Origin of the sequence: Bradyrhizobium sp. TM102, from assembly GCF_009176685.1 — a bacterium.
Lineage (GTDB): Bacteria > Pseudomonadota > Alphaproteobacteria > Rhizobiales > Xanthobacteraceae > Bradyrhizobium > Bradyrhizobium ottawaense.
In genome coordinates this window covers 2,146,759-2,170,951 of the sequence record NZ_AP021855.1, presented here as the reverse complement: position 1 = coordinate 2,170,951, position 24,193 = coordinate 2,146,759, and the positions used below count along the sequence as shown (strand labels likewise).

Below are 24,193 nucleotides of genomic sequence, written 5' to 3'. Positions count from 1 at the left end.
CTGCCTGCCATGATCTCAAAGTTCTTCATCGAGCGGCCGGTCCTGTCGAACGTCATCGCGCTGTTGATGATCCTGATCGGCGGCGTCGCGTTGTTCAATCTCGCCATCGCGCAATACCCCGATGTGGTGCCGCCGACCGTGCAGGTCACCACGCGCTATCCCGGCGCCAGCGCCAAGACCGTGATCGACACCGTTGCCTTGCCGATCGAGCAGCAGGTCAACGGCGTCGAGGACATGCTCTACATGCAGTCCTACAGCGGCTCCGACGGCACCTATACGCTGACCGTGACCTTCAAGATCGGCACCGACCTAAATTTCGCGCAGGTGCTGGTGCAGAACCGCGTCTCCAGCGCATTGTCGCAATTGCCGAGCGCGGTGCAGAACCAGGGCGTCACCGTGCAGAAGCGGTCGACCTCGATCCTCCTGTTCGTGACGCTGACCTCGCCGGATTCGAGATACGACAGCCTCTATTTGAGCAACTACGCCACCATCAACATCCGCGACGAGCTCTCCCGCCTGCCCGGAGTCGGCAACGTCACCGTGTTCGGCGCCGGCCAGTATTCGATGCGGGTCTGGCTCGATCCCAACAAGCTGCAGGTCCGTGGCCTCGTGCCGCAGGACGTCATCAACGCCATCCAGCAACAGAGCCAGCAGGTCTCCGCCGGCCAGGTCGGCGCGCCGCCGACGCCGCCGGGCCAGGCGTTCCAGTACACGCTCAACGTCAACGGACGGCTCGACGACACCAGCCAGTTCGAGAACATCATCGTCAAGTCAGGCACCAGTGGCGACGTCACGCGGGTGCGCGATGTCGGCTGGGTCGAATTGGGCGCGCAGACCTACAGCCAGATCTTCTCGCTCAACAAGCAGCCGGCCGTCGGCATCGGCGTGTTCCAGTCGCCCGGCGCCAACGCGCTCCAGGTCGAGCAGGCCGTCGAGAAGAAGATGGCGGACCTCGCCAAGCGGTTTCCGGAAGGCATCAAATACGACACGCCGTTCGACACCACGAAATTCGTCGAGGCCTCGGTGCACGAGGTCTACATGACCCTGATCGAGGCCGGCCTTTTGGTGCTGGTCGTGATCCTCGTCTTCCTGCAGGACTGGCGCGCGATGCTGGTGCCGGCGACAACCGTGCCTGTCACCATCATCGGCGCCTTTGCGGCGATGGCGGCGCTCGGCTTCACCATCAACATGTCGACGCTGTTCGCGATCGTGCTCGCGATCGGCATCGTTGTCGACGACGCCATCGTCGTGGTCGAAGGCGCGGCGCACAACATCGAGCAGGGCATGAACGGCCACGATGCCGCGATCAAGGCGATGGACCAGCTGTTCGCGCCGATCGTCGGCATCACGCTGGTGCTGATCTCGGTGTTTTTGCCGGCCTCGTTCCTCGCGGGGCTCACCGGGCGCATCTATTCGCAATTCGCGCTGGTGATCGCGGCGACTGCGCTGCTATCCGCCATCAACGCGGCGACGCTGAAGCCGACGCAATGCGCGCTGTGGCTGCGACCGACGGTGCCGCCGGAGCAGCGCAACTTCTTCTATCGCGGTTTCAACGCGGTCTATGACCGGGTCGAGCGCGGCTATACAAGGCTGATCACCTTCCTGTGCCGGCACGCCACCGTCTCGGTTGCGTTCGCGCTGCTGGTGATCGGAGCCAGCGGCTACGGTCTGTCGCGGGTGCCGACCGGCTTCCTGCCGATCGAGGACCAGGGCTATCTGATCGCCGCCGTGCAGCTGCCCGACGGCGCCGCGCTGGAGCGGACCCAAGCCGTGCTCGACAAAGCGAGCGGGCTGATCAAGGAGACGCCGGGCGTGGCGCAGGTCATCACCATCGCCGGCATCTCCGCGCTCGACAACAGCGCAAGCCTGGCCAATGCCGGCGTCGCCTACATCATCCTGAAGGATTGGGACGCACGCAAAGGACCCGGCGAGGATCTGCGCTCGCTGGTGTACGGGCTCAATGACAAGCTCGCGACCATCATGGAGGCGCGCACGCTGGTGCTGCCGCCGCCGCCGATCCAGGGCATCGGCAACGCCGCCGGATTCTCGATGCAGGTCGAGCTGCGCGACGGCAACAGCGATTTCGCCAAGCTGCAGGCGATCACCGGCGCGATGGTCAGTAACGGCCAGAGCCAGAGCGCACTGCAGCGCGTGCAGTCCTCGTTCCGCTCCTCGGTGCCGCAATTCAACGTCGAGATCGACCGGGTCAAGACCCAGACGCTGCACGTCACGACCGATCAGGTGTTCTCGGCGCTGTCGACCTATCTCGGCTCGTCCTATGTCAACCAGTTCAACAAGTTCGGCCGTGTGTTCCAGGTCTACACCCAGGCCGATCCCGCCTTCCGCGTCACCGAGAGCGACATCGCCAACATGCAGGTGCGCAACTCGAACGGCGACATGATCCCGATCGGCACCGTCGCCAAGATCACGCCGGCCACCGGCCCCTCGCTGATCAGCCTCTACAACCTCTATCCGTCCTCGACCGTGATCGGCCTGCCGGCGCAGGGCTACTCCTCCGGCCAGTCGTTGAAGCTGATGGAGGAGATCGCCGACAAGACGCTGCCGCCTGGCACCGGCTATGAATGGACCGCGATGTCCTATCAGGAGAAGGCGGTCAGCAACCAGATCTACTGGGTGTTCGGCCTCGCCATGCTGCTGGTCTATCTCGTGCTCGCCGGCCAGTATGAAAGCTGGTACGCGCCGATCTCGGTGATCCTCGCGGTGCCGCTGTCGCTGCTCGGGCCGATGCTGATCCTCTCCGGGCTCAAGATCGACAATAACCTGTATTGCCAGATCGGGCTGATCCTCCTGATCGCGCTGTCGGCCAAGAACGCGATCCTGATCGTCGAGGTCGGGCTCGAGCTCCACGGCCGCGACGGCAAGCCGGTGCTTGAGGCCGCGATCGAGGCGGCGCGCGCCCGCTTCCGCCCGATCCTGATGACCTCGTTCGCCTTCATCCTCGGCGTGGTGCCCCTGGTGCTCGCGACCGGCGCCGGCGCCAGCGCGCGCAAGTCGATCGGCATCACGGTGTTCTCAGGCATGCTGGCCTCGACCTGCCTCGCCGTGCTGTTCGTGCCGGCCTTCTTCGTGGTGGTGCAGCGCTTCGAGAACTGGCGGGCGAGCAAGAAGGTGGCGAAGGTGGAGACGGCGGCGGAGGTGAAGCCCTAAGAGCCCACTGCGGAAACACCTCTCCCCACCCCTCTCCCGCGAGCGGGAGAGGGAGCGCACCGTCCACGCGGCTACAGCCACATCCTAAGCCTTCTCCACCACCGCCTGCCGCGCCTCGCCGCTCGACACCAGCAGCACCGAGACTTTCGACTGCCTGAGCACGGCGTCGGCGACGCCGCCGAAGGAGAGATGGTCGGCCTGGATGCGGTCGACGCCCATGACGACGAGATCGACGTCGGTGGTGTCGATCTCGCGCAGGATCGCGGCCTCCGGCGCCCGGTTCACCCGCAGCGTGGTGGTGATGTCGACGTCGTAGCGGGCGGCGAGATCGCTGGCGTCCTTGAGGATGCCCGCCTCCTGGCCGAGGCCACGGGAGGCGCCGCGCTGCGCGCCCTTGTCGCGCGTCGTCGCGACATAGATCACCCGGAGCGAGCCTGACCCGGCCTGCGCCAGCGCGACCGCCACCTCGGCGCCGCGCTTGGAGATGCCGCTGCCGGAGACGGGAACGAGGATGTTGAGCGCATCGGGCGCCGGCTGCTTCAGGTGCTTGCCCTTGGCCGCGACGATCGCAAGCGGTCCTTCGAACTTCGCGGCGATGTCGTCGATCCTCCGGTCGAAACGGTCCTTGGCCGTCACGACCTTGTCGACGCCGACGACGAGAAGATCAAAACCCTTGCGCGCCTCGTCGGCGATGGTCTCGCCGAGCTCCGCCTGCCTCGCACGGGTGACGACATCGACGTTGCCGGCCCCGCCGTCGCCATGGGCGGAGACGACTTCGGCGGCCTTCTTCACCACCGCTTCGTGGCTCTCCTCCTGGTCGCGGCCCTTCTCCTGTTCCTTGGCGCTCTTGCCGATATGCAGCACGGTGATCGGCAGCCCGCGCATGCCGGCGATCAGGCCGGCGATGTGGGCGGCAAAGGTGGCGTTGACGCTTTCGTCCACCGCCAGCAGAGGGCGCTCGAGATTGGCGAGGAAGCCGCGCTTCTCGAATTCCTCCCGCTCCAGCCGTTCCTTCTCGTCCTTGTTCATCGGCAGCCTTGCCAGCGCGGCGCGCAGCATCGGCGGCATCGCCATCGTGGTCACGATCGCCATGGTCACGATCATCGTGAACAGGTTCTGGCTCAGCACGCCGATGGACAGGCCAATGGTCGCGATGATCACCTCGGTCGAGCCGCGGGCATTCATGCCGCTCGCCAGCGCCAGCGACTCCCGATTGTTCAGGCCGCCCAATGTGCCGCCGACGAAGGCGCCGCCGAACTTGCCGACGCTGGCGATCACGACCAGGAGGCCGGTGAGCATCAGCAGATTGGGATCGCGCAGCACCGAGAGATCGGCACTGAGGCCGGCGAGGCCGAAAAACACGGGCATGAAGAAGCTGGAGATCAGCCCGCGCAGGCGCTCGTCGATCTGCCGCGTCAGGATCGGTGATTCCCCGACCAGGATGCCGGCGACGAAGGCACCGAGCACGGTATGCACACCGATCAGATGCGTGATCAGCGCCATCACGCTCATCAACAGCAGGATCACCGTGATCACGGCCGCGGCGCTGACGAGATTGTCGTTGGCCCAGCGGATCAGCTGGAACACCAGGCGGCGGCCGATGGTGAAGCTGACGGCGAGGAAGGCGAGCGTGCCCAGCACGGCTTTCGCCACCGAGGCGATATCCAGCGTGCCGTGCGAGGCCAGGCTGAAGATGACGGCGATGATGATCCAGCCGATGGTGTCGTCGATCACGGCGGTCGCGACGATGATCTGACCGACATTGCGGCGCATGAAATTCATCTCGCGCACCACCACGGCGACGATCTTCACGGACGAAATCGACAGCGCCGTGCCCATGAACAGCGAAGCGACCAGGCGCTGTTGCGGATTGGGCAGCAGCGCATCGGGCAGGAACTCGCCGAGCGCGAAGCCGCAGGCGAAGGGCACGAGGATGCCGGCGATCGAGATCGCGATCGCGGCCCTGCCGACCTTCCTGACCAGCTTGAGGTCGGTCTCCATGCCGGTGAGCAGCAGCAGGAGCAGGATTCCGAACTGGGCAATGCCGTCGAGCATCGCCTTCTGCTCGGGTGCCTTCGGGAAGATCGCGTGCTGCGCTTCCGGCCAGATCCAGCCGAACAGCGACGGTCCCAGGATGATGCCGGCGAGCAACTCGCCGATCACCGAGGGCTGGCCGACGCGCTGCATGATCTCGCCGAGACCGCGACCGACCGCGATCAACAGCACGATCTGCGCCACCAACAGGAATTCGGATGGGCCAGCCGATTTGCCGCCCTCGGCACCGGCCGCAATGGTGGTGAGGACAAGCGCCGCGGGGACGAGGCCGACCGGTCGGAGCAGGCGCCATGGCATGCTGGTGTCTTTCCCCCTTCACCCCCGGTGTCGGGGCCACGGGGATAGAACCCTCGGGAGGTGGGGCGGGTTCCACCCCGCTGGTGCCCCGGACGCAGCGCAGTGCCTCTTCGGCGGTGCGCTGCAGAGCCGGGGCCTATGCCGCCGAGAAACTTGCCCGCAATTTTCTCGGTCCCGGCTCTGCGCCGCAACGCTTACGCGTTGCAGCTTGTCCGGGACACGGGCCCTCACACTGCAGCCGGCGTCCTGATTTCGCGCGGCAGGATGATCGCCGCCGCGATTGCCAGCAGGCAGAGCGCGGCGAAGGCGTGCAGCATGGTGACGAAGCCGCCCTGCTCGTAGAGCCAGGCGACCAGGCCGACCGAGGCGCCGGCCGCGGTGAAGCCGATGAAATAGCGCACGGCGTAGGCGCGCGAGCGCCATTCCTCGCTGGTGTACTTGCCGACCATGGCATCGTTCACCGTGACCTGCCCGAACGCGCCCATGACGATGCCGATCGAGACCAGGATCAGCGGCAGATTGTTCAGGCTGGCGGCGAGATAGAGGAACGGCGCCAGCATGAAGGACAGCGGCAACGCCACCGTCTTCAGCGAGTAACGGTCGAGCAGCCGGCCGATCGTGTACTGCGTCATCGCGCCGAACACGTAGACGCAGGCCGCGATGACGCCGAGCAACGCCGGGCTCTTGGTCAAATCGGCGAGACGCTCCGCGAACAGTTTTGGCAGCGCCACGGTGACGGCGTTGAACGTGGTGGAGATCGCGATCACCACGATCAGCAGCGACAGCACCACGCGCCACATGTCCTGTTTTGCCACCCGCGCCTGCGCCGCCGCCTGCTTCGAACCCTTGCGGTCCTCGTGCACGACCAGCATCGCAAAGGCGATGCCGATCAGGATCGTGACCACGCCGGGAACGATGAAGGCAAAGCGCCAGCCGAGATACTGGCCGATCACGCCGGTCACCAGCGCCGACGAAGCGACGCCGAGATTGCCCCAGACGCCGTTGATCCCCATCTCGCGGCCGAGCCGGTCGGCATAGGACACGATCATCGCGGTGCCGACGGGATGATAGATCGAGGCAAAGATGCCGATCGCCAGCAGTGCCGCGCCGAGTTGCGCCGGGGTCTGCACGAAGCCGACCGAGATCATGGACGCTCCGATGCCGACGAAGAAGATCAGCATCATGTGGCGGCGGCTCCAGCGGTCGCCGAGCCAGCCGGTGAGCAGCGAGCCGGCGCCGAAAGCCACAAAGCCGGGTGTCGCGTAGGGCAAAAGTTCCGAATAGGCCATGCCGAGCGCGGGCCCCATGATGATGACGGCGGCGGCGAAGATCAGCATCGAATAATGGTCGATGAAATGGCCTGCATTGACGAAACTGATGACCCGGCTGGGGCTGTTCATACGAATCCTCTCCTGCTCCGAAATGAGTTATATGTCCTCCCCATGACGGGATGCTGCCAATGACTGTCTTGGAAACGCCAATCCTTAGGGAGGTCCGGAGCAACCACCGCTCGCCCGCGGGCGTGCACCTGGTCGCGCGCGACTATCCCAAGGGCATGCGGATCGATCCGCATTTGCACCGCGAGGCGCAGCTGATCTATGCGGCACGCGGCACCATGCAGGTGACGACGCCCGGGGGGCGATGGCTGGTGCCGCCGGACCGCGCGGTCTGGGTCCCGGCCGGGCTCGAGCATGCCATCGATCTGCTCGCCGACATCGAGATGCGCACGCTGTATTTCGACCTGTCCTGGCTGAAGCGCGAGCAGCGCTATGACGGCCTGACCCGGGAATTCGTGGTGCGGGTGTCGCCGCTGCTCAATCAGGCGATCCTGGCGCTGTTCGACGCGCGCAACACGGAGGAGCGGACCGAGCTGCTGGTGCGCCTCGTCATGCTGGAATTGCACCAGGCCGAGGATTCCGCGACCTTCGTGCCGCTGCCGCGCGAAGTGCGCTGCCGCCGCGCCGCCATGATCGTGCTCGACGATCCCACCGGCCTGCACGACATCGACGCGCTGGCGCGCGAGGTTGGAACTTCCGCGCGGACGCTGTCGCGGCTGTTCTCGACGGAAACGCAGCTGAGCTTCAAGAGCTGGTGCCAGCGCGCGCGGATTGCGGCGGCGATCCAGCGGCTCTCCATGGATGCGAATGTCTCGGTGAAACAGCTCGCGACGCAGCTCGGCTATGCCAGCGTGCCCGCGTTCTCGGCCGCGTTCCGCCAGGTGACGGGGCGCACGCCGACTGAGTTTGCGGGGAAAGTGTAGCTGGTCGATACGAGCGCAGAACTCGTAGGGTGGGCAAAGCGGAGCGTGCCCACGCATTTTTCGCAATCGAGAGAGATCGTGGGCACGGCGCAAGTGCGCCTTTGCCCACCCTACGGTAGGGGGGCCCTCGGTGGCATTGCCGCAAAGGCAGGCATGCCGGCATTCTCCAGACGCACGGCCCAACTAAAGTTGCCGCATTCCTCCGCTTGATTGTGATCGGTTTCTGCCCAAATCCCGTGTAAGCTTCCGCAACGCACAAACCCGACACGAAAGTCCCGATGGCCAACGCCTTCTTCTCCGACCTGCTCGCCACGATCTCCGAGCGCGGCCGCACGCTGCTTCGTCGGGGAGATTCCGCCGACACCAGACGGGACGCCGACGGGCTGATCGATCTCTGCGACGCGCTGCTGTCGGGCCGGGGCGAGGCATCGGGCATCGCCATCGCGCGTGAGGTGCTCGACATCTACCGGGAGCTGGATGCGGCGGGACGCCGCGCCTTCTTCGACGGACTGGTGCGCGATTTCGGCCCGGACCGGGAGCGCCTGTCCAAGGCGATCGAGAAATGGCGCGCCGCGCCGAGCGACGAGGACGCGAGCTCGCTGCATTTCGCCTCGGAGCCGCGGCGGCAGGAGCTGATCCGCCGCCTCAACCGCGCGCCCGGCGGCACCGGCGATCTCGTCAACATGCGCGCCGATCTGCTCGGCATGATGAACGGCCACACCGAGCTCGCCGCGCTCGATCGCGACGTCTCGCATCTTCTCTCTTCGTGGTTCAACAGGGGGTTTCTCGTGCTGCGCAGGATTGACTGGTCGACCCCGGCCAACATCCTCGAAAAAATCATCCGCTACGAGGCCGTGCACGAGATCTCCGACTGGGACGATCTGCGCCGCCGCATCGATCCGGTCGACCGCCGCTGCTACGCCTTCTTCCATCCCGCGATGGTCGACGAGCCCCTGATTTTCGTCGAGGTGGCGCTGACCGAGACGATCCCCGGCGCGATCGCGCCGCTGCTCGCGGTCGATCGCCAGTATCTGCCGATCGAGCGCGCGCGCACCGCCGTGTTCTATTCGATCTCCAACACCCAGCGCGGTCTTGGCGGCATCTCCTTCGGCAGCTTCCTGATCAAGCAGGTGGTCGAGGAGCTGCGCCGCGAAACGCCGAAGCTCGACACCTTCGTGACGCTGTCACCGGTGCCGGGTTTCATGCCATGGCTGAAGCAGGACAAGGACCTGCCGCTGTCGGACGAGGACCGCGAGGTGCTGAAGCGCCTCGACGACCCCAAATGGTTCGAGAGCCCCGAGACGACGGCACAGCTCCGCGCCGTGATCGAGCCGCTCGCGGCGCACTACTTCCTCAAGGCGCGCACGCCGAAGGGCAAGCTGATCGATTCCGTCGCCCGCTTCCATCTCGGCAACGGCGCAAGGCTGGAGCGCATCAACTGGCTCGGCGATCTCTCGCCGAAGGGCGTGCGGGAATCCGCCGGCGTGATGGTCAACTACCTCTATCGCCTCGACGACATCGAGAAAAACCACGAGGCCTACGCGAATGACGGCGAGGTGGTGGCGTCGAGCGCGGTGAAGAAGCTGCTGAAGGGCGAAGGAAGGCGGCTGCTGGACATGCGATTGTCGTAAGCCGCAAACTCAGTCGTCGTCCCGGACAAGCGAAGCGCTGATCCGGGACCCATAGCCACAGGGTTGGGTTTGGCGAAGATTCGGAGTTGCCGGCCCGCTCCATAACCTCTCCCTGGGGTTATGGGTCCCCGCGTTCGCGCTAGGGCATGCACATATCTCTGAGGCTCCATCCTGCTGCGACGGCGTTGAAGTATTCGAGGCCGTTTTTGAAGGTGATCGGGCCCGGCGGCTTGGACGATGGGTAGCCATCCCACCCGCCGAGACGGCCGATGATCCAGGCGGCCCAAGCGAGACTATCGGGCGGATGTGGGTTCTTTAGTCGCTTGCTCGCGGCTTCGAGTTGCCGGTTGAGGGCTGTGAGCGCGCCAATTTGGCCGTTGTCGAAGGCCGCGAGAATGGGCTGGCGACCACCATTGCGGGCCTGCAGAAGCTGGATGGTGATGACGGCCGCCTTGGCGGCGATCGCAACCAGCTTGAGAAGCCGATCGGCGGATCCGATCTGACTGTCTTCGAGCTTGAGGCCTTGTGTCTTCAGGATGCGGAAGAACTGCTCGATGATCCAGCGCTGCTTGTACCATTGGACGATGCGCCAGGCGTCCTCGATGCTGGTGACCTCGTGAGAGGTGAGAAGCCGCCAGTGCAGCGGCTCTATGCCGGTTTCGGCGTTAATCTCGCGCACATCGACCACCGCCAGCGGCAAGCTTTTCGGCAGATGGTGCAAGAACTTATTCTGCGGGCGGGCGAGCTCGATTGCGCCAAAGCGAAGTTCGAGGTGGGCCAGGCGAGCCGGCCGCGCGGCGCGCGCAGGCAGTTGGATCATACGCTGGTCCACCGCGGCCATGGCATCGCTGGCCTCATACAGGCTGCTGCGGTCGGCAAGCTTGCGATCATGCATGCTGCGCGCGATGACGTGGAAGTGTTGCTTGGCCGAGCTGGCATAAAGGGCAAAAATATCGCTCTCGCGGTCACCCAGCACCGTCACCGCCGCGGCCTTGGTGAGCAGCGGCCTTGCCGCCACGGCAGTCGATATCCAGCGTTGCGATTCCTTGTCCGATAATTCCCGATCATCATGCGAGGTCGTGCGGCGACCTGCGCGCGTCCATATCTGCCCGCTCAAAAGCCCAAGACAGCTGCCGTCGTCGGCGTCCACAGCCAGCAGCGGGTGCAGCAGCACGCCGTGGTTATTGCCTTTGCCGATTTCTCCGAGCCCGCGCCGGCGTTGCGGCGTGGTGTTGAAGTGGATCTCGCTGGTGTCCTGGATGGCCAGCACGTGGCGGCCTTCCACGGCAGGGCCCGTGCTATTGCTCCAGCTTTCGATGATCCGATCCACCGTCACCTTGTCATGGCCAAGAAAGCGGTTGAACCGCACTTCCAGCGCGCGGTTCCCCCTGGAGAGCTGCCGAAGGCAGACAGTTTTGCCCGCAACCATGCGTTCAGCGAGCGCCGCCCCCCTTTATCGAGACGACGATCCCCGAACCGGCCCAGCGTCCAGTCAATCCGTGACAACATCGCAGCACCCCCGTCCAAACCATGGAGTGCCGCAATAGGAATCACATAGATCTCCGATTCTGGAACCCCCAGGGCGAACCCGAGTCAATCCGCCGCACCAGAATGTGCATGCCCTAGCGCGTTCGCGGGGACGACACCGAGTTGTTGGAGACGCCGTCGACCCTACTCCGCCAGCGCCTTCATCTCCTTGTAGAGATCCGACTTGCCTTCAAAACCGATGCCCGGAAGGTCCGGCATGGTGATGTGGCCGTTCTCGACGCCAACGCCATCCGGGAAGCCGCCGTAGGGCTGGAACAGGTCGGGGTAGCTCTCGTTGCCGCCTAAGCCGAGGCCGGCGGCGATGTTGAGCGACATCTGGTGGCCGCCATGCGGGATGCAGCGGCTGGGGGACCAGCCGTGGGTTTTCAGGACTTCCAGCGTGCGCTGGTATTCGCACAGGCCGTAGGAGAGCGCGCAGTCGAACTGCAGCCAGTCGCGGTCCGGGCGCATGCCGCCGTAGCGGATCAGATTGCGGGCGTCCTGGTGGCTGAAGAGATTCTCGCCTGTGGCCATCGGGCCTGGATAGAATTCGGCGAGCGCGGCCTGCAGCGCGTAGTCGAGGGGATCGCCGACTTCCTCGTACCAGAACAAGGGATAGTCGCGCAGCATCTTGGCATAGGCGATGCCGGTCTCCAGGTTGAAGCGGCCATTGGCGTCGACGGCGAGCTGGGCGTCCTTGCCGATCTCCTTCAGCACCGCCTCGATGCGGGTGCGGTCTTCTTCAATTGGCGCGCCGCCGATCTTCATCTTCACGACGTTGTAGCCGCGATCGAGATAGCCGCGCATCTCACCGCGCAGCATCGAGAGGTCCTTGCCGGGATAGTAATAGCCGCCGGCGGCGTAGACGAACACGCGCGGATTGGCTTTGACGCCGTGCCGTTCGGCGAGCAGGCGAAACAGCGGCTTGCCCGCGATCTTCGCCACCGCGTCCCACACCGACATGTCGATGGTGCCGACTGCGACCGAGCGCTCGCCGTGGCCGCCGGGCTTCTCGTTGGTCATCATCGCGCCCCAGACCTTGTCGGGGTCGAGATTGTCGCCGGCCGCATTCAGCAGCGACTTCGGATCGGCCTCGGTGATGCGCGAGGCAAAACGCTCGCGGATCAGGCCGCCCTGCCCGTAACGGCCGTTGGAGTTGAAGCCGTAGCCGATCACGCGCTTGCCGTCGCGAACGACGTCGGTGACGACGGCGACGAGGCTCGTCGTCATCTTGGTGAAGTCGATATAGGCGTTGCGGATCGGCGATGAGATCGGCTTGGTGATCTCGCGGACGTCGACGATGCGGACGGACATGGGGGGCCTTTCGATTTGTTAGCCCGTCATTCCGGGATGGTCCGAAGGACCTGACCTCAGGTGCGCAATTGCGCACCGGGGAATCTCGAGATTCCGGGTTCGATGCTTCGCATCGCCCCGGAATGACGGCTTCGCCGTCACTTCTTATCCCTGAAATACGGCTCCACCGGCCCGTGCACCTTGATGGTCAGCGGGTTGCCGTGGCGGTCCTTGGCGTTGCCGGCGGTGACGCGGACCCAGCCTTCGCTGATGCAGTATTCCTCGACATTGGTCTTCTCGACGCCCTTGAAGCGGATGCCGACGTCGCGCGCCAGGATGTCTGCGTTGTAATAGGGGCTGTTCGGATCGACCGACAGGCGGTCCGGAAATTCGTCGCTCATGATTGTCTCGCTCACAACAGGGTCTCGATTTGATTCCGCAATCCTTCCGGCCGTGCGGTCGGCGCGTAGCGCGCGATCACCTTGCCGGTACGGTCCACCAGGAATTTGGTGAAATTCCATTTGATGGAGGCCCCTAACAGGCCCGATTGCTGGTGTTTCAGGTACTCATACAGAGGGTGCGCATGGGCGCCGTTGACGTCGATCTTCTCGAACAGGGGAAAGGTGACGTCGTAATTGGTCGAGCAGAACGCCTGGATCTCGCTCGCCTGCCCCGGCTCCTGCGCGCCGAACTGGTTGCAGGGAAAGCCGAGCACGGAGAAGCCGCGCGGCGAGAGATCGCGATGCAGATCCTCCAGACCGCGATATTGCGGCGTGAAGCCGCATTTGCTCGCGGTGTTGACGATCAGGAGCACCTGCCCCTCGAAGCGGCGGAGCGCAACCTCCTCACCCGCAAGCGAGTTGGCCTTGAAATCGTAGATCGCGGACATCGCTAACCCACGGGATCGATCGGCGACGGCGGCACGCCGCCCGCCTCGATCGCTTCGCCTGCGAGCAGGCAGAGGTCTTCGCGGTAGCGGCCGGAGACGATGTGCACGCCGACGGGCGCCTTGCCGACCAGACCCGTGGAGACCACGAGGCCCGGCAGACCCATGAAGGGAATGGCGATCTGCGGCAGCTGCGCTTCCCAGACGCGCTTGAAGGACTCATCGTCCTTGCGATCGAGATGATCGGGGAACGGCAGCTCGCCGGACACCGGCGTCAGCAGCACCGCGTATTTTTCGAAGAACAGCATCCAGTCGCGGGTCAGAGTGGCCCGCCGCGTCAGCGCCTTGGCGTAATTGGCCTGATCCATCGGCGTGACCCTGCCGCGATTGCCGCGCAGGCACGCCAGCGCACCGGGATCGCCCTCGCGCTCGGCCATCTCCAGCTGCGCTTCATAGCCGTCGCCGAGCCAGAGCTTGATCTGCCACTCGACCGCCTCGCGCATCGACGGCGTGTTTTCGATCGTCTCGACCGTCCAGCCGGCACGCTCGAGGCGCTTGCCCGCATCGATCACCGCCGCCTTCACTTCGGGCGTGGTGGCAAGGCCGTCCGGATTGAGGCAGAGCGCGGCGCGCTTGTCCCGTGCTGGGCCTTCCAGCGGCACTGGTGCGTACCAGGGATCGCGGATGTCGCGGGCCGACATCGCAGCCAGTGAAATCCTGAGGTCGTTGACGGTGCGCGCCAGCGGACCCGAGACCGCCATGATCTGCGGTCCGATCGGGCGCTCCGGCAGTGCCGGATTGAAGGCGGGGATGCGGCCCAGCGTCGGGCGCAGGCCTTGCACACCGCAGGCATAGGCGGGGTAGCGGATCGAGCCGGCGATGTCGGTGCCGTGGGCGATGTGGCCGATGCCGGCCGCGACCGCCGAACCGGCGCCGCCGGACGAGCCGCCCGGGGTCAGAGAGGCGTCACGCGGGTTCTTGGTGTCGCCATGGACGAGGTTGGTGGTGAACCAGCGATAGGAGAAGGCCGGGCAATTGGTGCGGCCGAGCAGGATGGCGCCGGCTTTGCGGAAATTTGCGACCACCGGATTGTCCTCGCGCGCGATCAAATCGCGCTGGAGCTTGAGGCCGTTGGTGGTGGCAAAGCCCTCCTGGTCGACATTGGCCTTGATGGTGACGGGCACGCCGGCGAGCACGCCGGGGTCCTCGCCCCGCGCGATGGCGGCATCGACGGCGTCGGCCTGCTTGAGCACGTCGTCCGGCCGGTGGTCGATCACCGCATTGAGCTGGGGATTGACGGCGTCCAGGCGGGCTAGCCCGGCCTTGGCGGCCTCCCTGGCAGACACCTTTTTGGACTTGACGAGGATGGCGAGGTCGGCAGCCGACAGGCGCCAGAGATCTTGCATGGCTTGCTCCGTGTAACCGGCGTCTTTTAGCGCCGGGAACGCGGCAAAGCCATGCGGATTTCGCAGGGGCGAAGGCGCTGGGGCGCCGGGTGGTCCCTCGTCATTGAATCCTGAGCGCAGCGAAGCAATCGAGAAATCCCTCCGCGGAGGCAGTCTGGATTGCTTCGTCGCAAGGGCCAATGACGGGGAGGGAGTGTGGGCTAGTGCCGCGTCGCGGACGCGTCCGGGATGTCCAGCAGCGCCTCGGTGAAGGGGAACTCCAGCACGATCTCGCCTTCGGCGTCGGTCACCTCGATCACGGCGTCCAGCAGGGCGCGCTGGGTGCCCTCGGATTTCACCACCTCCAGGATCATCTGGCGGGCGACCTCCCAGGCGCGGTCGGGGTTGCGCAGGTCCTCGCCTTCGGGATCCACGATCAGTTCGTCGCCGATACGGGTGTTGAAGTAGTATTTGGGCATCATCGAAATCCAGTTGGGTCGCCTGTACCGGATTGAAAGCTGCACTGCACTCACAACTGCTTTATCAGGACAGGGTTCGCGACCGAATGCGCCGAACGCAAGGCAGCGCCCCAGAAGTGGTGTTCCCGAGGGCTTTTTTTCGCGGCGCAACATGGGCTTCTCGGGAAAATTTCACTGGCGAACTTCTCGGCGCGCATTAATTTAACGGGTGGGCGGATACGTCCGAATTCGCGAAAATGGAGTGCCAAAATGGCCTGGAAAGCCCCGAAGATCGTCGAAGTGCCCTGCGGCATGGAAATCAACATGTATGTGAGCGCCACCCGCAAGTAAGCGGTTGGTGATCTGCGTTCAGCGCAGGTGGGTCTTTCGGTCACGACCGGTTTCCGAATGATGGAAATCGTGTCGGCCTGAGATCCACCTCCGTGACGTTGCTTCCAGGAGACGGATCATGCTTCGCGTCGTCGTCCTGGGCGCCGCAGCCGGCGGCGGAGTGCCGCAATGGAATTGCGGCTGCGAGGGCTGCCGGGCGGCCCGTGAGAACGGCCATGAACTCTTGAGAACCCAAGCCTCGGTCGCCTTCAGCGGCGACGGCGAGTACTGGTTCCTGATCAATGCCTCCCCGGACCTGCGGCAGCAATTGAATGCCACGCCGCAGCTGCACCCCAAAGCGAGCGCGCTGCGCCATACGCCGATCGCAGGCGTTATCCTGACCAACAGCGAGGTGGATGCGGTGGCAGGCCTGCTCTCGATGCGCGAGGGCTCGCCCTTCACGGTCTATGCGCACGAGAAGGTGCTGGCGATCCTGAAGAGCAACAGCATCTTCGACGTGCTGAACGAAAAGAACGTGCGGCGCCAGCCGATCGACATCAGCGAGCCGTTCGAACCGCGGCTACCGGATGGCGCGCGCTCCGGGCTGGAAGTGCTGGCCTTCGCAGTCCCCGGCAAGTCGGCCTGGTATCTGGAAGGCAAGGCGCATCCCGGTGGCGAGAGCGGCGACGGCGACACGCTGGGCCTGAAGATCACCGACAAGGCGACCGGCAAGTGCTTCTACTTCATCGCGGCGTGCGCCGAGGTGACCGACGCGCTGAAGGCCGAGATCGACGGCGCTTCGCTCGTGTTCTTCGACGGCACGGTCTGGCAGGACGACGAGATGATCAAATGCGGCCTCGGCCACAAGACCGGCAAGAGCATGGGACATGTCGCCATGTCCGGCGACGACGGCGCCATCGCACGGCTGGCCGACCTTGCTATCGACAGGAAGATATTTCTGCATATCAATAACTCGAACCCGGCGCTGCTGCCTGCCTCACCCGAGCGCAAGGCCGCTGAGCAGGCGGGCTGGCAGATACCGGCGGATGGAACGGAGATCGTGCTGTGAATGCGGCGTCAATGACTGGAATGACTGCGCTCTCGATCGGCAAGGACATCAAGCTCACGAGCGCCGAGGAGCTGGAGGCGGCGCTGCGCCATATCGGGGCGACGCGCTATCACAGCCTGCATCCGTTCCACAAGCTGCTGCACGGCGGCAAGCTGAACAAGGGCCAGGTGCAGGCCTGGGCGCTGAACCGCTACTACTACCAGAGCACCATCCCGATCAAGGACGCGGTGGTGATCTCGCGCTTCCGCGACCGCGCCACGCGCCTGGAATGGCGCCATCGCATCGAGGACCATGACGGCGATGTCGGCTCCGAGGGCGGCATCGAGCGCTGGATCAAGCTGACGGAAGGACTCGGGCTCGACACGGCTTACGTGGAATCGACCGAAGGCATCTTGCCGGCGACGCGCTTCGCGGTCGAAGCCTACGTCCACTACTGCCGCGAGAAGAGCCCGCTGGAGGCGATCGCCTCCTCGCTTACCGAGCTGTTCGCGCCAAATCTGCATGAAGAACGCATCTCCGGCATGCTGGAGCACTATGATTTCGTCAATCCTGACATCATGAGCTACTTCAAGCGTCGCCTGACCCAGGCGCCGCGCGATGCCGGCTTTGCGCTCGACTATGTCAAGGCGCATGCAAGGACGCCGGAAGAGCGCGCCTCCGTCTGCAACGCGCTGATCTTCAAGACCAACGTGCTATGGGTGCAGCTCGACGCGCTCCAGCACGCCTATGTCGAGGGCAACATTCCGCCGGGCGCGTTCGTGCCCAAAGCGAGCTGAAGAGGAACTGGAATGGCCGGGCCGCGGAACATCAGCGTCAGCGAGGCAAGCCGCCCGGTGCTGCCGCGGCATGCCAAGCTGAAATATGACGAGACGCGAAAGGTCTGGGTGATCCTGGCGCCGGAACGTGTTCTGGCCCCGGACGAGATCGCAGTCGAGGTCCTGCAGCTCTGCAACGGCGAGCGCAGCGTCGGCGACATTGCGGACGCGTTGGCGGTCAAATACGCCGCGCCGCGCGAGGCGATCCTGGCCGATGTCATCGTCATGCTGCAGGATCTCGCCGACAAGGGCTTTCTCACGGAAGCCCGGGAGAAGACGTCATGAGCGATGTGCTCGGCAATCCCACCGTCCCGCCCAACGCCAGCGACAGCCTCGCGGTGCTGGAGAAGCAGCGCTCGACAGCGGAGACTTTTGGCATTCCGCTCGCGGTGCTGCTGGAGATCACCCATCGCTGCCCGCTGCAATGCCCCTACTGCTCCAACCCGGTGGAGCTCGATCGCTCGGGCAAGGAGCTGACCACCGAGGAATGGAAGAAGGTCTTGAGCGAGCTCGCCGAGATCGGCGTGCTGCAGGTGCATTTCTCCGGCGGCGAGCCGACGGCGCGCAAGGACCTCGTCGACCTCGTCAAGCATGCCAGCGACGTCGGCCTCTACACCAACCTGATCACCTCGGCCGTACTGCTGACGCGCGAGAAGCTCAGCGGTCTCGCCGATGCCGGGCTCTGCCATGTGCAGATCTCGTTCCAGGGCATCGAGGAAGGCCTCGCCGATCGCGTCGCCGGCTACAAGGGCGGCCACCGCAAGAAGCTCGAGGTCGCAAAGTGGACGCGCGAGCTTGATTTGCCGCTCACCGTGAACGCGGTGATGCACCGGCAGAATTTGCACCAGCTGCCTGACATCATCCAGATGTCCGTCGATCTCGACGCCGACCGGCTCGAGGTCGCCAATGTGCAGTATTACGGCTGGGCGTTGAAGAACCGCGCCGCGCTGATGCCGACGGTGGCGCAGCTCGACGAATGTACCCGCCTCGTCGAGGAGGCGCGCGAACGGCTGAAGGGCACGCTTGCGATCGACTACGTCGTTCCCGATTACTACGCGCTGCGGCCGAAGAAATGCATGGGCGGCTGGGGCCGTCAGTTCTTCAACATCTCGCCCGCCGGCAAGGTGCTGCCCTGCCACGCCGCCGAGAGCATCACCGGGCTCGACTTCGAGTCGGTGCGCTCCAACCATTCGATCGCCTGGATCTGGCAGAACTCCGAGGCCTTCAACCGCTATCGCGGCACCGGCTGGATGAAGGAGCCGTGCAAGTCTTGCGAATTCCGCGAGATCGATTTCGGCGGCTGCCGCTGCCAGGCCTTTGCGCTGACCGGCGATGCCGCCAACACCGATCCCGCCTGCGCACTGTCGCCGCTGCACGAAACCATCTTCAAGCAGGCCGAGCGTGAGGCCGAGGGCGAGACCAGCCGCTTCCTCTATCGCAACTTCGCCGGCGGCACCCTGGAATCTGAGAATGGGGCCTGACGCCGACGCAGGCACAGCCGCGAGGCGCGCCGATCCGTTTGCGCCGCTGACCTCCGACATGCTCGACGTCGGCGACGGCCATGAGCTCTATGTCGAGAGCGTCGGTCGCAGCGGCGGCATTCCCGCGGTCTACCTGCACGGCGGGCCCGGCAGCGGATGCCAGCCCGATCATCGCCGGCTGTTCGACCCTGATCGCTTCTGCGCCGTGCTGTTCGACCAGCGCGGCTGCGGCCGCAGCCGTCCCAAGGGATCGCGCGAGCACAACACCACGGAACATCTGATCGCGGACATGGAGATGATCCGCGACAAGTTCGGCTTCGAACGCTGGATGGTCGTCGGCGGCTCCTGGGGCGCGACGCTGGCGCTGGCGTACGCGCAGGCCCATCCGGAGCGCATCTCCGGCATTGCGCTCCGCGCGACCTTTCTGGGCACGCGGGCAGAGGTCGAGACGGCCTTCACGGTGCGCCTGCCGCAATTCTATCCCGCGCTCTACGAGGATTTTCTGAGCGTGCTGCCGCCCGGGGAACGCGCACGCCCGGTGGAAGCCTATTATCGCCGCATCCTCGATGCCGATCCGGCCATTCACGGACCTGCGGCCCGCGCCTGGCACGATACCGAGCGAGCCCTGTCGGAGCACAAGGCGGCGAAGACGCGGCTGGACCTGGCGTCACTGAACGTGTGGCGCACGCTGCCGGCGACGCCGTTCATGGAGGCACATTATTTCATCAACAACTCCTTCATGAACCAAGACCAGCTGCTGCGGAACGCGGACCGGCTCGCCGGCATTCCCGGCATTATCGTGCAGGGCCGCTACGACCTGTTGTGCCCTCCTGAGACATCACACACGCTCGCGAAAGTTTGGCCGGGTTCCGAGATTCGCCTCGTGGAAGAAGCCGGACATTCGCTCTATGATACCGGCGTGAGGGATGCGGTGATGAAGTCGATTGCCGACCTTGCGTCGAAGGCCGCGCGCTAATGCGCGAAAAAGGACAACAAGAAAATGCCGCTCGCCGGAAAGGGCATGCTGCTGACGTCGATGAACATCGACGCAGGCAATGAGGCCGATTTCAACCGCTGGTACGATCGCGAACATCTGGAAGAGCGCGTCGCGATCGAGGGCTTTCTGGAAGCGCGGCGCTATGTCGCGCATGCCGCCAATCCCAAATATCTCTCGCTGTACTCGACCGCGACGCTCGACGTGCTCGACAGTCCCGCCTATCGGGCGCGGCTGGCCAACCAGACCGAATGGTCGCGGCGGAGCATGGCGCATTTCAAGGACATGCTCCGTGTCGTCGCTCGCATTACCATCAGCAACGGCACCGGCCGCGGCGCTGCGCTCGGCGTGGTGCGCCTGCGGCCGACGCCCGACAATGCCGGCGCATGGCGTGATGCACTGCAAGAAAAGCTGGCGCCGGAGAAGCGCGACGGCATCATCTCCATGCATCTGCTCGAGAGCGAGCCGGAATTGTCCGGCGCGACAGCGGACATTCCGGCGGTGCGCAACGAAGGCGTCCGCGACTGGTTCGTGCTGATCGACGGCACGCATGTTGGCGCGGTCTCGGCCGTGATCGCCGAGCGCTTCACCGGCCCTGCCGCATCGCCCTTCCCGCTGCCCGTCTCCGTCGGCACATACGGTCTGATGTGGGACCTCGCGAAGAGCGATATCGCGCGCGGCTGAACAACCATCTGCATCGCAACATATTGCACCGCACGCGCATCGCGCGCGGCGGTTAATGCTGTGTGCGCGTAGCTCCCATGAAAGCGGGGACGCGCCGAACTTTGCCGTTGTACTTCGGAAAGGTTCTAATAAGCTAACCCAATGACGTCATTCAGAAACCAGATCGCAGCGCGTTAAGCGTTCGCCAAGCTCAGAAGAGGCCGCCGGGTCTTTGAGCCTGCGCGGACAGGGTAGGAATGAAACCGACCGATATCGCGGCCCCCGACTACTTTCACAAAGTGGTCGATTGCCAATGGGCCTGTCCTGCGCACACCCCGGTTCCCGAATATATCCGACTGATCGCACAAGGCCGCTACAGCGACGCCTATATGATCAATTGGAAATCGAACGTGTTTCCCGGAATTCTGGGACGCACCTGCGATCGTCCATGCGAGCCGGCGTGCCGCCGCGGACGCGTCGAGGAGACGCCGGTCGCGATCTGCCGGCTCAAGCGCGTCGCCGCCGATTTCAAGGACGACATCAGGCAGCGCCTGCCCCGCCCCTCGCCGAAGAACGGCAAGCGCGTCGCCTTCGTCGGCGGTGGTCCGGCCTCGCTGACGGTGGCGCGCGATCTGGCGCCGCTCGGCTATCACTGCACCGTGTTCGATGCCGATCCGGAAGCCGGCGGCATGATGCGCACGCAGATCCCGAAATTCCGCCTGCCCAATTCGGTGATCGACGAGGAGACCGGCTACATCCTGGGTCTCGGCGTCGACTTCAAGGGCGGCCACCGCATCGAGAGCATGAAGTCGCTGCTCGCGGAGAAATACGACGCGATCTTCGTCGGCTCCGGCGCACCGCGCGGCCGCGAACTCGACATTCCCGGCCGCAAGGAAGCGGCGGGCAACATCCATATCGGTATCGAATGGCTGGCCAACGTGTCATTCGGCCATGTCGACAAGATCGGCAAGCGCGTGATCGTGCTCGGCGGCGGCAACACCGCGATGGATTGCTGCCGCACCGCGCGCCGCCTCGGCGGCGAGAAAGTCACGGTGATCGTGCGCTCCGGCTTCGAGGAGATGAAGGCCTCGCCGTGGGAGAAGGAGGACGCAATCCACGAGGATATTCCGATCCTCAATTACATGGTGCCGGTGGCATTCAAGCACGTCGCCGGCAAGCTCATCGGCGTCACCTTCCAGCACGTCAAAGCCGAATTTGACGCCAAAGGCCGCCGTAACCTCGTGCCTTCGGGCGACCCCGATCAGACCATTCCCTGCGACGACGTGCTGGTCGCAGTCGGCCAGGAGAACGCCTTCCCCTGGATCGAGCAGGATTGCGGCATCGAGTTCGACAAATGGCACATGCCCAAGGTCGATCCCAAGACATTCGCCTCGACCAATCCAAAGGTGTTCTTCGGCGGCGATGCTGCATTCGGCCCGAAGAACATCATCTGGGCGGTGGCGCACGGCCATGACGCCGCGCTGTCGATCCACAAGATGCTCTCGGGCGAGGACATTACCGAGCGTCCGCTGCCCGACGTGCATGTCTCATCGCAGAAGATGGGCATCCACGAATGGAGCTATGACAACGACATCTCGATCGACAAACGCTACAAGGTGCCGCATCGCGACAAGGTGATCGCGCTGAAGGACATCCGCGCCGAGGTCGAGCTCGGCTACGACGTCAAGCTGGCGTTGGGCGAAGCCGAGCGCTGCCTGAATTGTGACGTCCAGACCGTGTTCTCGACCTCGCTCTGCATCGAGTGCGATGCCTGCGCCGACATCTGCCCGATGGATTGCATCACCTTCACCGGCAACGGCGAAGAAAGCGATTTGCGCCAGCGCCTGAAGGCACCCTCGCCGCATCCGGACCAGGACCTCTACGTCTCCTCGGATCTCAAAACCGGGCGCGTAATGGTGAAGGACGAGGACGTCTGCCTGCATTGCGGGCTGTGCGCCGAGCGTTGTCCCACCGGCGCCTGGGACATGCAGAAATATTTCATCGAGATGACCCACGCAGGTTCGACATGCCCGACAAAAAGCCGATCAGCAGCGTAAACGACTTCGTCGTCCGCTTCGCCAACGTCAACGGCTCGGGCTCGGCCAGCGCCAACGAGATGTTCGCGCGCGCGATCCTGCGGCACGGCGTCCCGGTGTCCCCACGCAACATCTTCCCCTCCAACATCCAGGGCCTGCCGACCTGGTACGAGGTGCGGGTGACCGAGGACGGCCATCTCGGCGCCCGCGGCGGCGTCGACATGATGGTGGCGATGAACCCGCAGACCTGGGACAAGGACGTGGCCGGCATCGAGCCCGGCGGCTATCTGTTCTACGATTCCACCAAGCCGATGCCGTCGACCAAATTCCGCGACGATATCACCGTAATCGGCGTGCCGCTCACCGCCATCACCAACTCGACCTACACCGATCCGCGCCAGCGCCAGCTGTTCAAGAACATCATCTATCTCGGCGCACTCTCGGCGCTGCTCGACATGGACCCGAAGCTGATCGAGCAGCTGATCGGCGAGCAGTACAAGGGCAAGGAAAAGCTGCTCTCCTCCAACGTCCATGCGCTGCATTTGGGGCGCGACTGGGCGCTGCAGAATTTGAAATGCCCGATTGGCCTCAGGGTGAAAAAGTCGGACAAGGTCGGCGACCGCATCTTCATCGAGGGCAACAGCGCCGCCGCGCTCGGCGCCGTCTATGGCGGCGCCACGGTATGCGCGTGGTATCCGATCACGCCGTCCTCCTCGGTGGCCGAAGCCTTCACCGCGCACTGCAAGAAATACCGGCACGATCCTGAGACCGGCAAGGCGAAATACGCCATCGTCCAGGGTGAGGACGAGCTGGCCTCGATTGGCATCGTCATCGGCGCGTCCTGGAACGGCGCCCGCGCCTTCACCGCGACGTCAGGCCCCGGCATCTCCCTGATGACCGAGTTCATCGGCCTCTCATACTTCGCCGAGATCCCGGCCGTGATCATGAACATCCAGCGCGCCGGCCCCTCGACGGGCATGCCGACCCGCACCCAGCAATGCGACATCATCGCCTGCGCCTATGCTTCGCACGGCGACACCAAGCATGTGCTGCTGTTCCCCGAGGATCCCGCCGAGGCCTTCGAATTCGCGGCCGCCGCGTTCGATCTCGCCGAGCGTATCCAGACCACGATCTTCCTGATGCTCGACCTCGACATCGGCATGAACCACCGGCTCTGCCGCCCGCTGAAATGGGACGACGCAAGGCAATACGACCGCGGCAAGGTGATGACCGAGGAGATGCTGGAAGAGGGGCGCGACTTCGGCCGCTATCTCGACGTCGACGGCGATGGCATCCCCTACCGCACCTATCCCGGCACGCACCCGACCAAGGGCTCCTATTTCACCCGCGGCACCTCGCGCGACCGCTATGCGCGCTACTCCGAGGAAGGCTCGGTCTACGCCGACAACATGCAGCGCCTGATGCGCAAGTTCGAGACCGCGCAGGACCTGGTGCCGCGGCCGCTGCAGGCCAATGCGGAACGGCCGACCAAATACGGCGTGATCTATTTCGGCTCGACCTCACCGGCGATGGACGAGGCGATCGGCCTTTTGGAAGCGCGCGGGCATCAGCTCGACCGCCTGCGCATCCGCGCCTTCCCGTTCCATTCGAGCGTGGCGAGCTTCCTCGCCGAGCACGATTTCGTCTACGTCGTCGAGCAGAACCGCGACAGCCAGCTCCGCCAGCTGATCGTCAACGAGAACGGCATCGACCCGGTGCGCCTCGTGCCGATCGTGCACTATGACGGCTCGCCGATCACCGCCCGTTTCATCGCAAAAGCCATTGGCGACCACCAGGATCACCTCAAGGTGACCCCGCTCCGCAAGGCCGTGTCATGACCGACGC

At 64.7% G+C, this 24,193-nt stretch carries 20 protein-coding genes; 12 read left to right on the top strand and 8 right to left on the bottom strand.

The features are described 5' to 3' along the window. Positions 1-9: 9 nt before the first annotated feature. Entirely contained in the window at positions 10-3,168 is a 3,159-nt protein-coding gene (locus GDN70_RS10200) for an efflux RND transporter permease subunit (RefSeq protein ID WP_028145638.1), read from the top strand. Between the two features lie 84 nt (positions 3,169-3,252). Here GDN70_RS10200 and GDN70_RS10195 read toward each other — a convergent pair whose 3' ends face one another. Both GDN70_RS10195 and GDN70_RS10190 read right to left on the bottom strand, forming a co-directional pair. Next, positions 3,253-5,520 carry a cation:proton antiporter gene (locus tag GDN70_RS10195; protein ID WP_095426009.1) on the bottom strand — a complete coding sequence of 756 codons (2,268 nt, stop codon included), beginning with the start codon at positions 5,518-5,520 and terminating at the stop codon, positions 3,253-3,255. Between the two features lie 227 nt (positions 5,521-5,747). After that, positions 5,748-6,920, bottom strand: coding sequence for an MFS transporter (locus tag GDN70_RS10190; RefSeq protein ID WP_038973451.1), 1,173 nt, complete (start codon positions 6,918-6,920; stop codon positions 5,748-5,750). A gap of 59 nt (positions 6,921-6,979) precedes the next feature. On the opposite strand from GDN70_RS10190, the gene GDN70_RS10185 reads away from it, so the two are divergent. Next, positions 6,980-7,780: a helix-turn-helix transcriptional regulator gene (locus tag GDN70_RS10185; RefSeq protein WP_173015779.1), complete on the top strand. Its 801-nt coding sequence runs from the start codon at positions 6,980-6,982 to the stop codon at positions 7,778-7,780. A gap of 278 nt (positions 7,781-8,058) precedes the next feature. Continuing rightward, the gene (locus GDN70_RS10180; RefSeq protein WP_028145642.1) at positions 8,059-9,411 is read left to right on the top strand and encodes a malonyl-CoA decarboxylase; all 1,353 of its coding nucleotides are present in this window, start codon (positions 8,059-8,061) and stop codon (positions 9,409-9,411) included. A gap of 139 nt (positions 9,412-9,550) precedes the next feature. Here GDN70_RS10180 and GDN70_RS10175 read toward each other — a convergent pair whose 3' ends face one another. From GDN70_RS10175 to GDN70_RS10145, 6 genes are all read right to left on the bottom strand, one after another. Further along, a complete protein-coding gene (locus GDN70_RS10175) occupies positions 9,551-10,840 on the bottom strand; it encodes an IS4 family transposase (protein WP_038951373.1) in 1,290 nt (429 codons plus the stop codon). 242 nt (positions 10,841-11,082) lie between these two features. After that, positions 11,083-12,252, bottom strand: a complete 1,170-nt coding sequence (gene tarD / locus GDN70_RS10170; protein WP_152102466.1) for a D(-)-tartrate dehydratase — start codon at positions 12,250-12,252, stop codon at positions 11,083-11,085. Positions 12,253-12,389: 137 nt separating this feature from the next. Beyond that, positions 12,390-12,632, bottom strand: coding sequence for a DUF3297 family protein (locus GDN70_RS10160; protein ID WP_038950952.1), 243 nt, complete (start codon positions 12,630-12,632; stop codon positions 12,390-12,392). A gap of 11 nt (positions 12,633-12,643) precedes the next feature. Continuing rightward, on the bottom strand, positions 12,644-13,120 hold the full coding sequence (locus GDN70_RS10155) for a glutathione peroxidase (protein WP_038950953.1): 477 nt from the start codon (positions 13,118-13,120) through the stop codon (positions 12,644-12,646). Between the two features lie 2 nt (positions 13,121-13,122). Next, a complete protein-coding gene (locus tag GDN70_RS10150; RefSeq protein ID WP_038950954.1) occupies positions 13,123-14,523 on the bottom strand; it encodes an amidase family protein in 1,401 nt (466 codons plus the stop codon). A 200-nt stretch (positions 14,524-14,723) separates the two neighbouring features. After that, complete coding sequence (locus GDN70_RS10145; RefSeq protein ID WP_038950955.1) at positions 14,724-14,981, bottom strand: hypothetical protein; 258 nt, start codon at positions 14,979-14,981, stop codon at positions 14,724-14,726. A 249-nt stretch (positions 14,982-15,230) separates the two neighbouring features. Here GDN70_RS10145 and pqqA point away from each other — a divergent pair, with 249 nt between their 5' ends. The 9 genes from pqqA (at position 15,231) to GDN70_RS10100 (ending at position 24,186) form a co-directional block, all read left to right on the top strand. Next, complete coding sequence (gene pqqA, locus GDN70_RS10140; protein ID WP_007595659.1) at positions 15,231-15,311, top strand: pyrroloquinoline quinone precursor peptide PqqA; 81 nt, start codon at positions 15,231-15,233, stop codon at positions 15,309-15,311. A 118-nt stretch (positions 15,312-15,429) separates the two neighbouring features. Beyond that, positions 15,430-16,359: a pyrroloquinoline quinone biosynthesis protein PqqB gene (gene pqqB / locus GDN70_RS10135; RefSeq protein WP_038970781.1), complete on the top strand. Its 930-nt coding sequence runs from the start codon at positions 15,430-15,432 to the stop codon at positions 16,357-16,359. Then, positions 16,356-17,135 (top strand): pyrroloquinoline-quinone synthase PqqC, encoded by a 780-nt coding sequence (gene pqqC / locus GDN70_RS10130; RefSeq protein WP_038950958.1) that lies wholly within the window; start codon positions 16,356-16,358, stop codon positions 17,133-17,135. The genes pqqB and pqqC overlap by 4 nt, the downstream gene beginning before the upstream one ends. 12 nt (positions 17,136-17,147) lie before the next feature. Further along, positions 17,148-17,459, top strand: a complete 312-nt coding sequence (gene pqqD / locus GDN70_RS10125; protein ID WP_028145648.1) for a pyrroloquinoline quinone biosynthesis peptide chaperone PqqD — start codon at positions 17,148-17,150, stop codon at positions 17,457-17,459. Then, a complete protein-coding gene (gene pqqE / locus GDN70_RS10120) occupies positions 17,456-18,655 on the top strand; it encodes a pyrroloquinoline quinone biosynthesis protein PqqE (RefSeq protein ID WP_152102465.1) in 1,200 nt (399 codons plus the stop codon). The genes pqqD and pqqE overlap by 4 nt, the downstream gene beginning before the upstream one ends. Beyond that, a complete protein-coding gene (pip, locus tag GDN70_RS10115) occupies positions 18,645-19,631 on the top strand; it encodes a prolyl aminopeptidase (protein ID WP_152102464.1) in 987 nt (328 codons plus the stop codon). Before pqqE ends, pip begins: the two co-directional genes overlap by 11 nt. 24 nt (positions 19,632-19,655) lie before the next feature. After that, a complete protein-coding gene (locus tag GDN70_RS10110) occupies positions 19,656-20,333 on the top strand; it encodes a DUF4286 family protein (protein ID WP_152102463.1) in 678 nt (225 codons plus the stop codon). Between the two features lie 236 nt (positions 20,334-20,569). Beyond that, complete coding sequence (locus GDN70_RS10105) at positions 20,570-22,369, top strand: FAD-dependent oxidoreductase (RefSeq protein ID WP_152102462.1); 1,800 nt, start codon at positions 20,570-20,572, stop codon at positions 22,367-22,369. After that, positions 22,339-24,186 carry a 2-oxoacid:acceptor oxidoreductase subunit alpha gene (locus GDN70_RS10100; RefSeq protein ID WP_028145653.1) on the top strand — a complete coding sequence of 616 codons (1,848 nt, stop codon included), beginning with the start codon at positions 22,339-22,341 and terminating at the stop codon, positions 24,184-24,186. Before GDN70_RS10105 ends, GDN70_RS10100 begins: the two co-directional genes overlap by 31 nt. Positions 24,187-24,193 lie beyond the last annotated feature (7 nt).

Coding starts and splice junctions, on each gene's coding strand:
- GDN70_RS10105 (WP_152102462.1), top strand. CDS start 20,570: ATGAAACCGACCGATATCGCGGCCCCCGACTACTTTCACAAAGTGGTC.
- GDN70_RS10190 (WP_038973451.1), bottom strand. CDS start 6,920: ATGAACAGCCCCAGCCGGGTCATCAGTTTCGTCAATGCAGGCCATTTC.
- pqqD (WP_028145648.1), top strand. CDS start 17,148: ATGGCCGGGCCGCGGAACATCAGCGTCAGCGAGGCAAGCCGCCCGGTG.
- pqqA (WP_007595659.1), top strand. CDS start 15,231: ATGGCCTGGAAAGCCCCGAAGATCGTCGAAGTGCCCTGCGGCATGGAA.
- GDN70_RS10200 (WP_028145638.1), top strand. CDS start 10: ATGATCTCAAAGTTCTTCATCGAGCGGCCGGTCCTGTCGAACGTCATC.
- pip (WP_152102464.1), top strand. CDS start 18,645: ATGGGGCCTGACGCCGACGCAGGCACAGCCGCGAGGCGCGCCGATCCG.
- GDN70_RS10145 (WP_038950955.1), bottom strand. CDS start 14,981: ATGCCCAAATACTACTTCAACACCCGTATCGGCGACGAACTGATCGTG.
- GDN70_RS10185 (WP_173015779.1), top strand. CDS start 6,980: ATGACTGTCTTGGAAACGCCAATCCTTAGGGAGGTCCGGAGCAACCAC.
- pqqB (WP_038970781.1), top strand. CDS start 15,430: ATGCTTCGCGTCGTCGTCCTGGGCGCCGCAGCCGGCGGCGGAGTGCCG.
- GDN70_RS10195 (WP_095426009.1), bottom strand. CDS start 5,520: ATGCCATGGCGCCTGCTCCGACCGGTCGGCCTCGTCCCCGCGGCGCTT.
- tarD (WP_152102466.1), bottom strand. CDS start 12,252: ATGTCCGTCCGCATCGTCGACGTCCGCGAGATCACCAAGCCGATCTCA.
- pqqE (WP_152102465.1), top strand. CDS start 17,456: ATGAGCGATGTGCTCGGCAATCCCACCGTCCCGCCCAACGCCAGCGAC.
- GDN70_RS10180 (WP_028145642.1), top strand. CDS start 8,059: ATGGCCAACGCCTTCTTCTCCGACCTGCTCGCCACGATCTCCGAGCGC.
- GDN70_RS10155 (WP_038950953.1), bottom strand. CDS start 13,120: ATGTCCGCGATCTACGATTTCAAGGCCAACTCGCTTGCGGGTGAGGAG.
- GDN70_RS10175 (WP_038951373.1), bottom strand. CDS start 10,840: ATGGTTGCGGGCAAAACTGTCTGCCTTCGGCAGCTCTCCAGGGGGAAC.
- GDN70_RS10110 (WP_152102463.1), top strand. CDS start 19,656: ATGCCGCTCGCCGGAAAGGGCATGCTGCTGACGTCGATGAACATCGAC.
- GDN70_RS10150 (WP_038950954.1), bottom strand. CDS start 14,523: ATGCAAGATCTCTGGCGCCTGTCGGCTGCCGACCTCGCCATCCTCGTC.
- GDN70_RS10100 (WP_028145653.1), top strand. CDS start 22,339: ATGCCCGACAAAAAGCCGATCAGCAGCGTAAACGACTTCGTCGTCCGC.
- GDN70_RS10160 (WP_038950952.1), bottom strand. CDS start 12,632: ATGAGCGACGAATTTCCGGACCGCCTGTCGGTCGATCCGAACAGCCCC.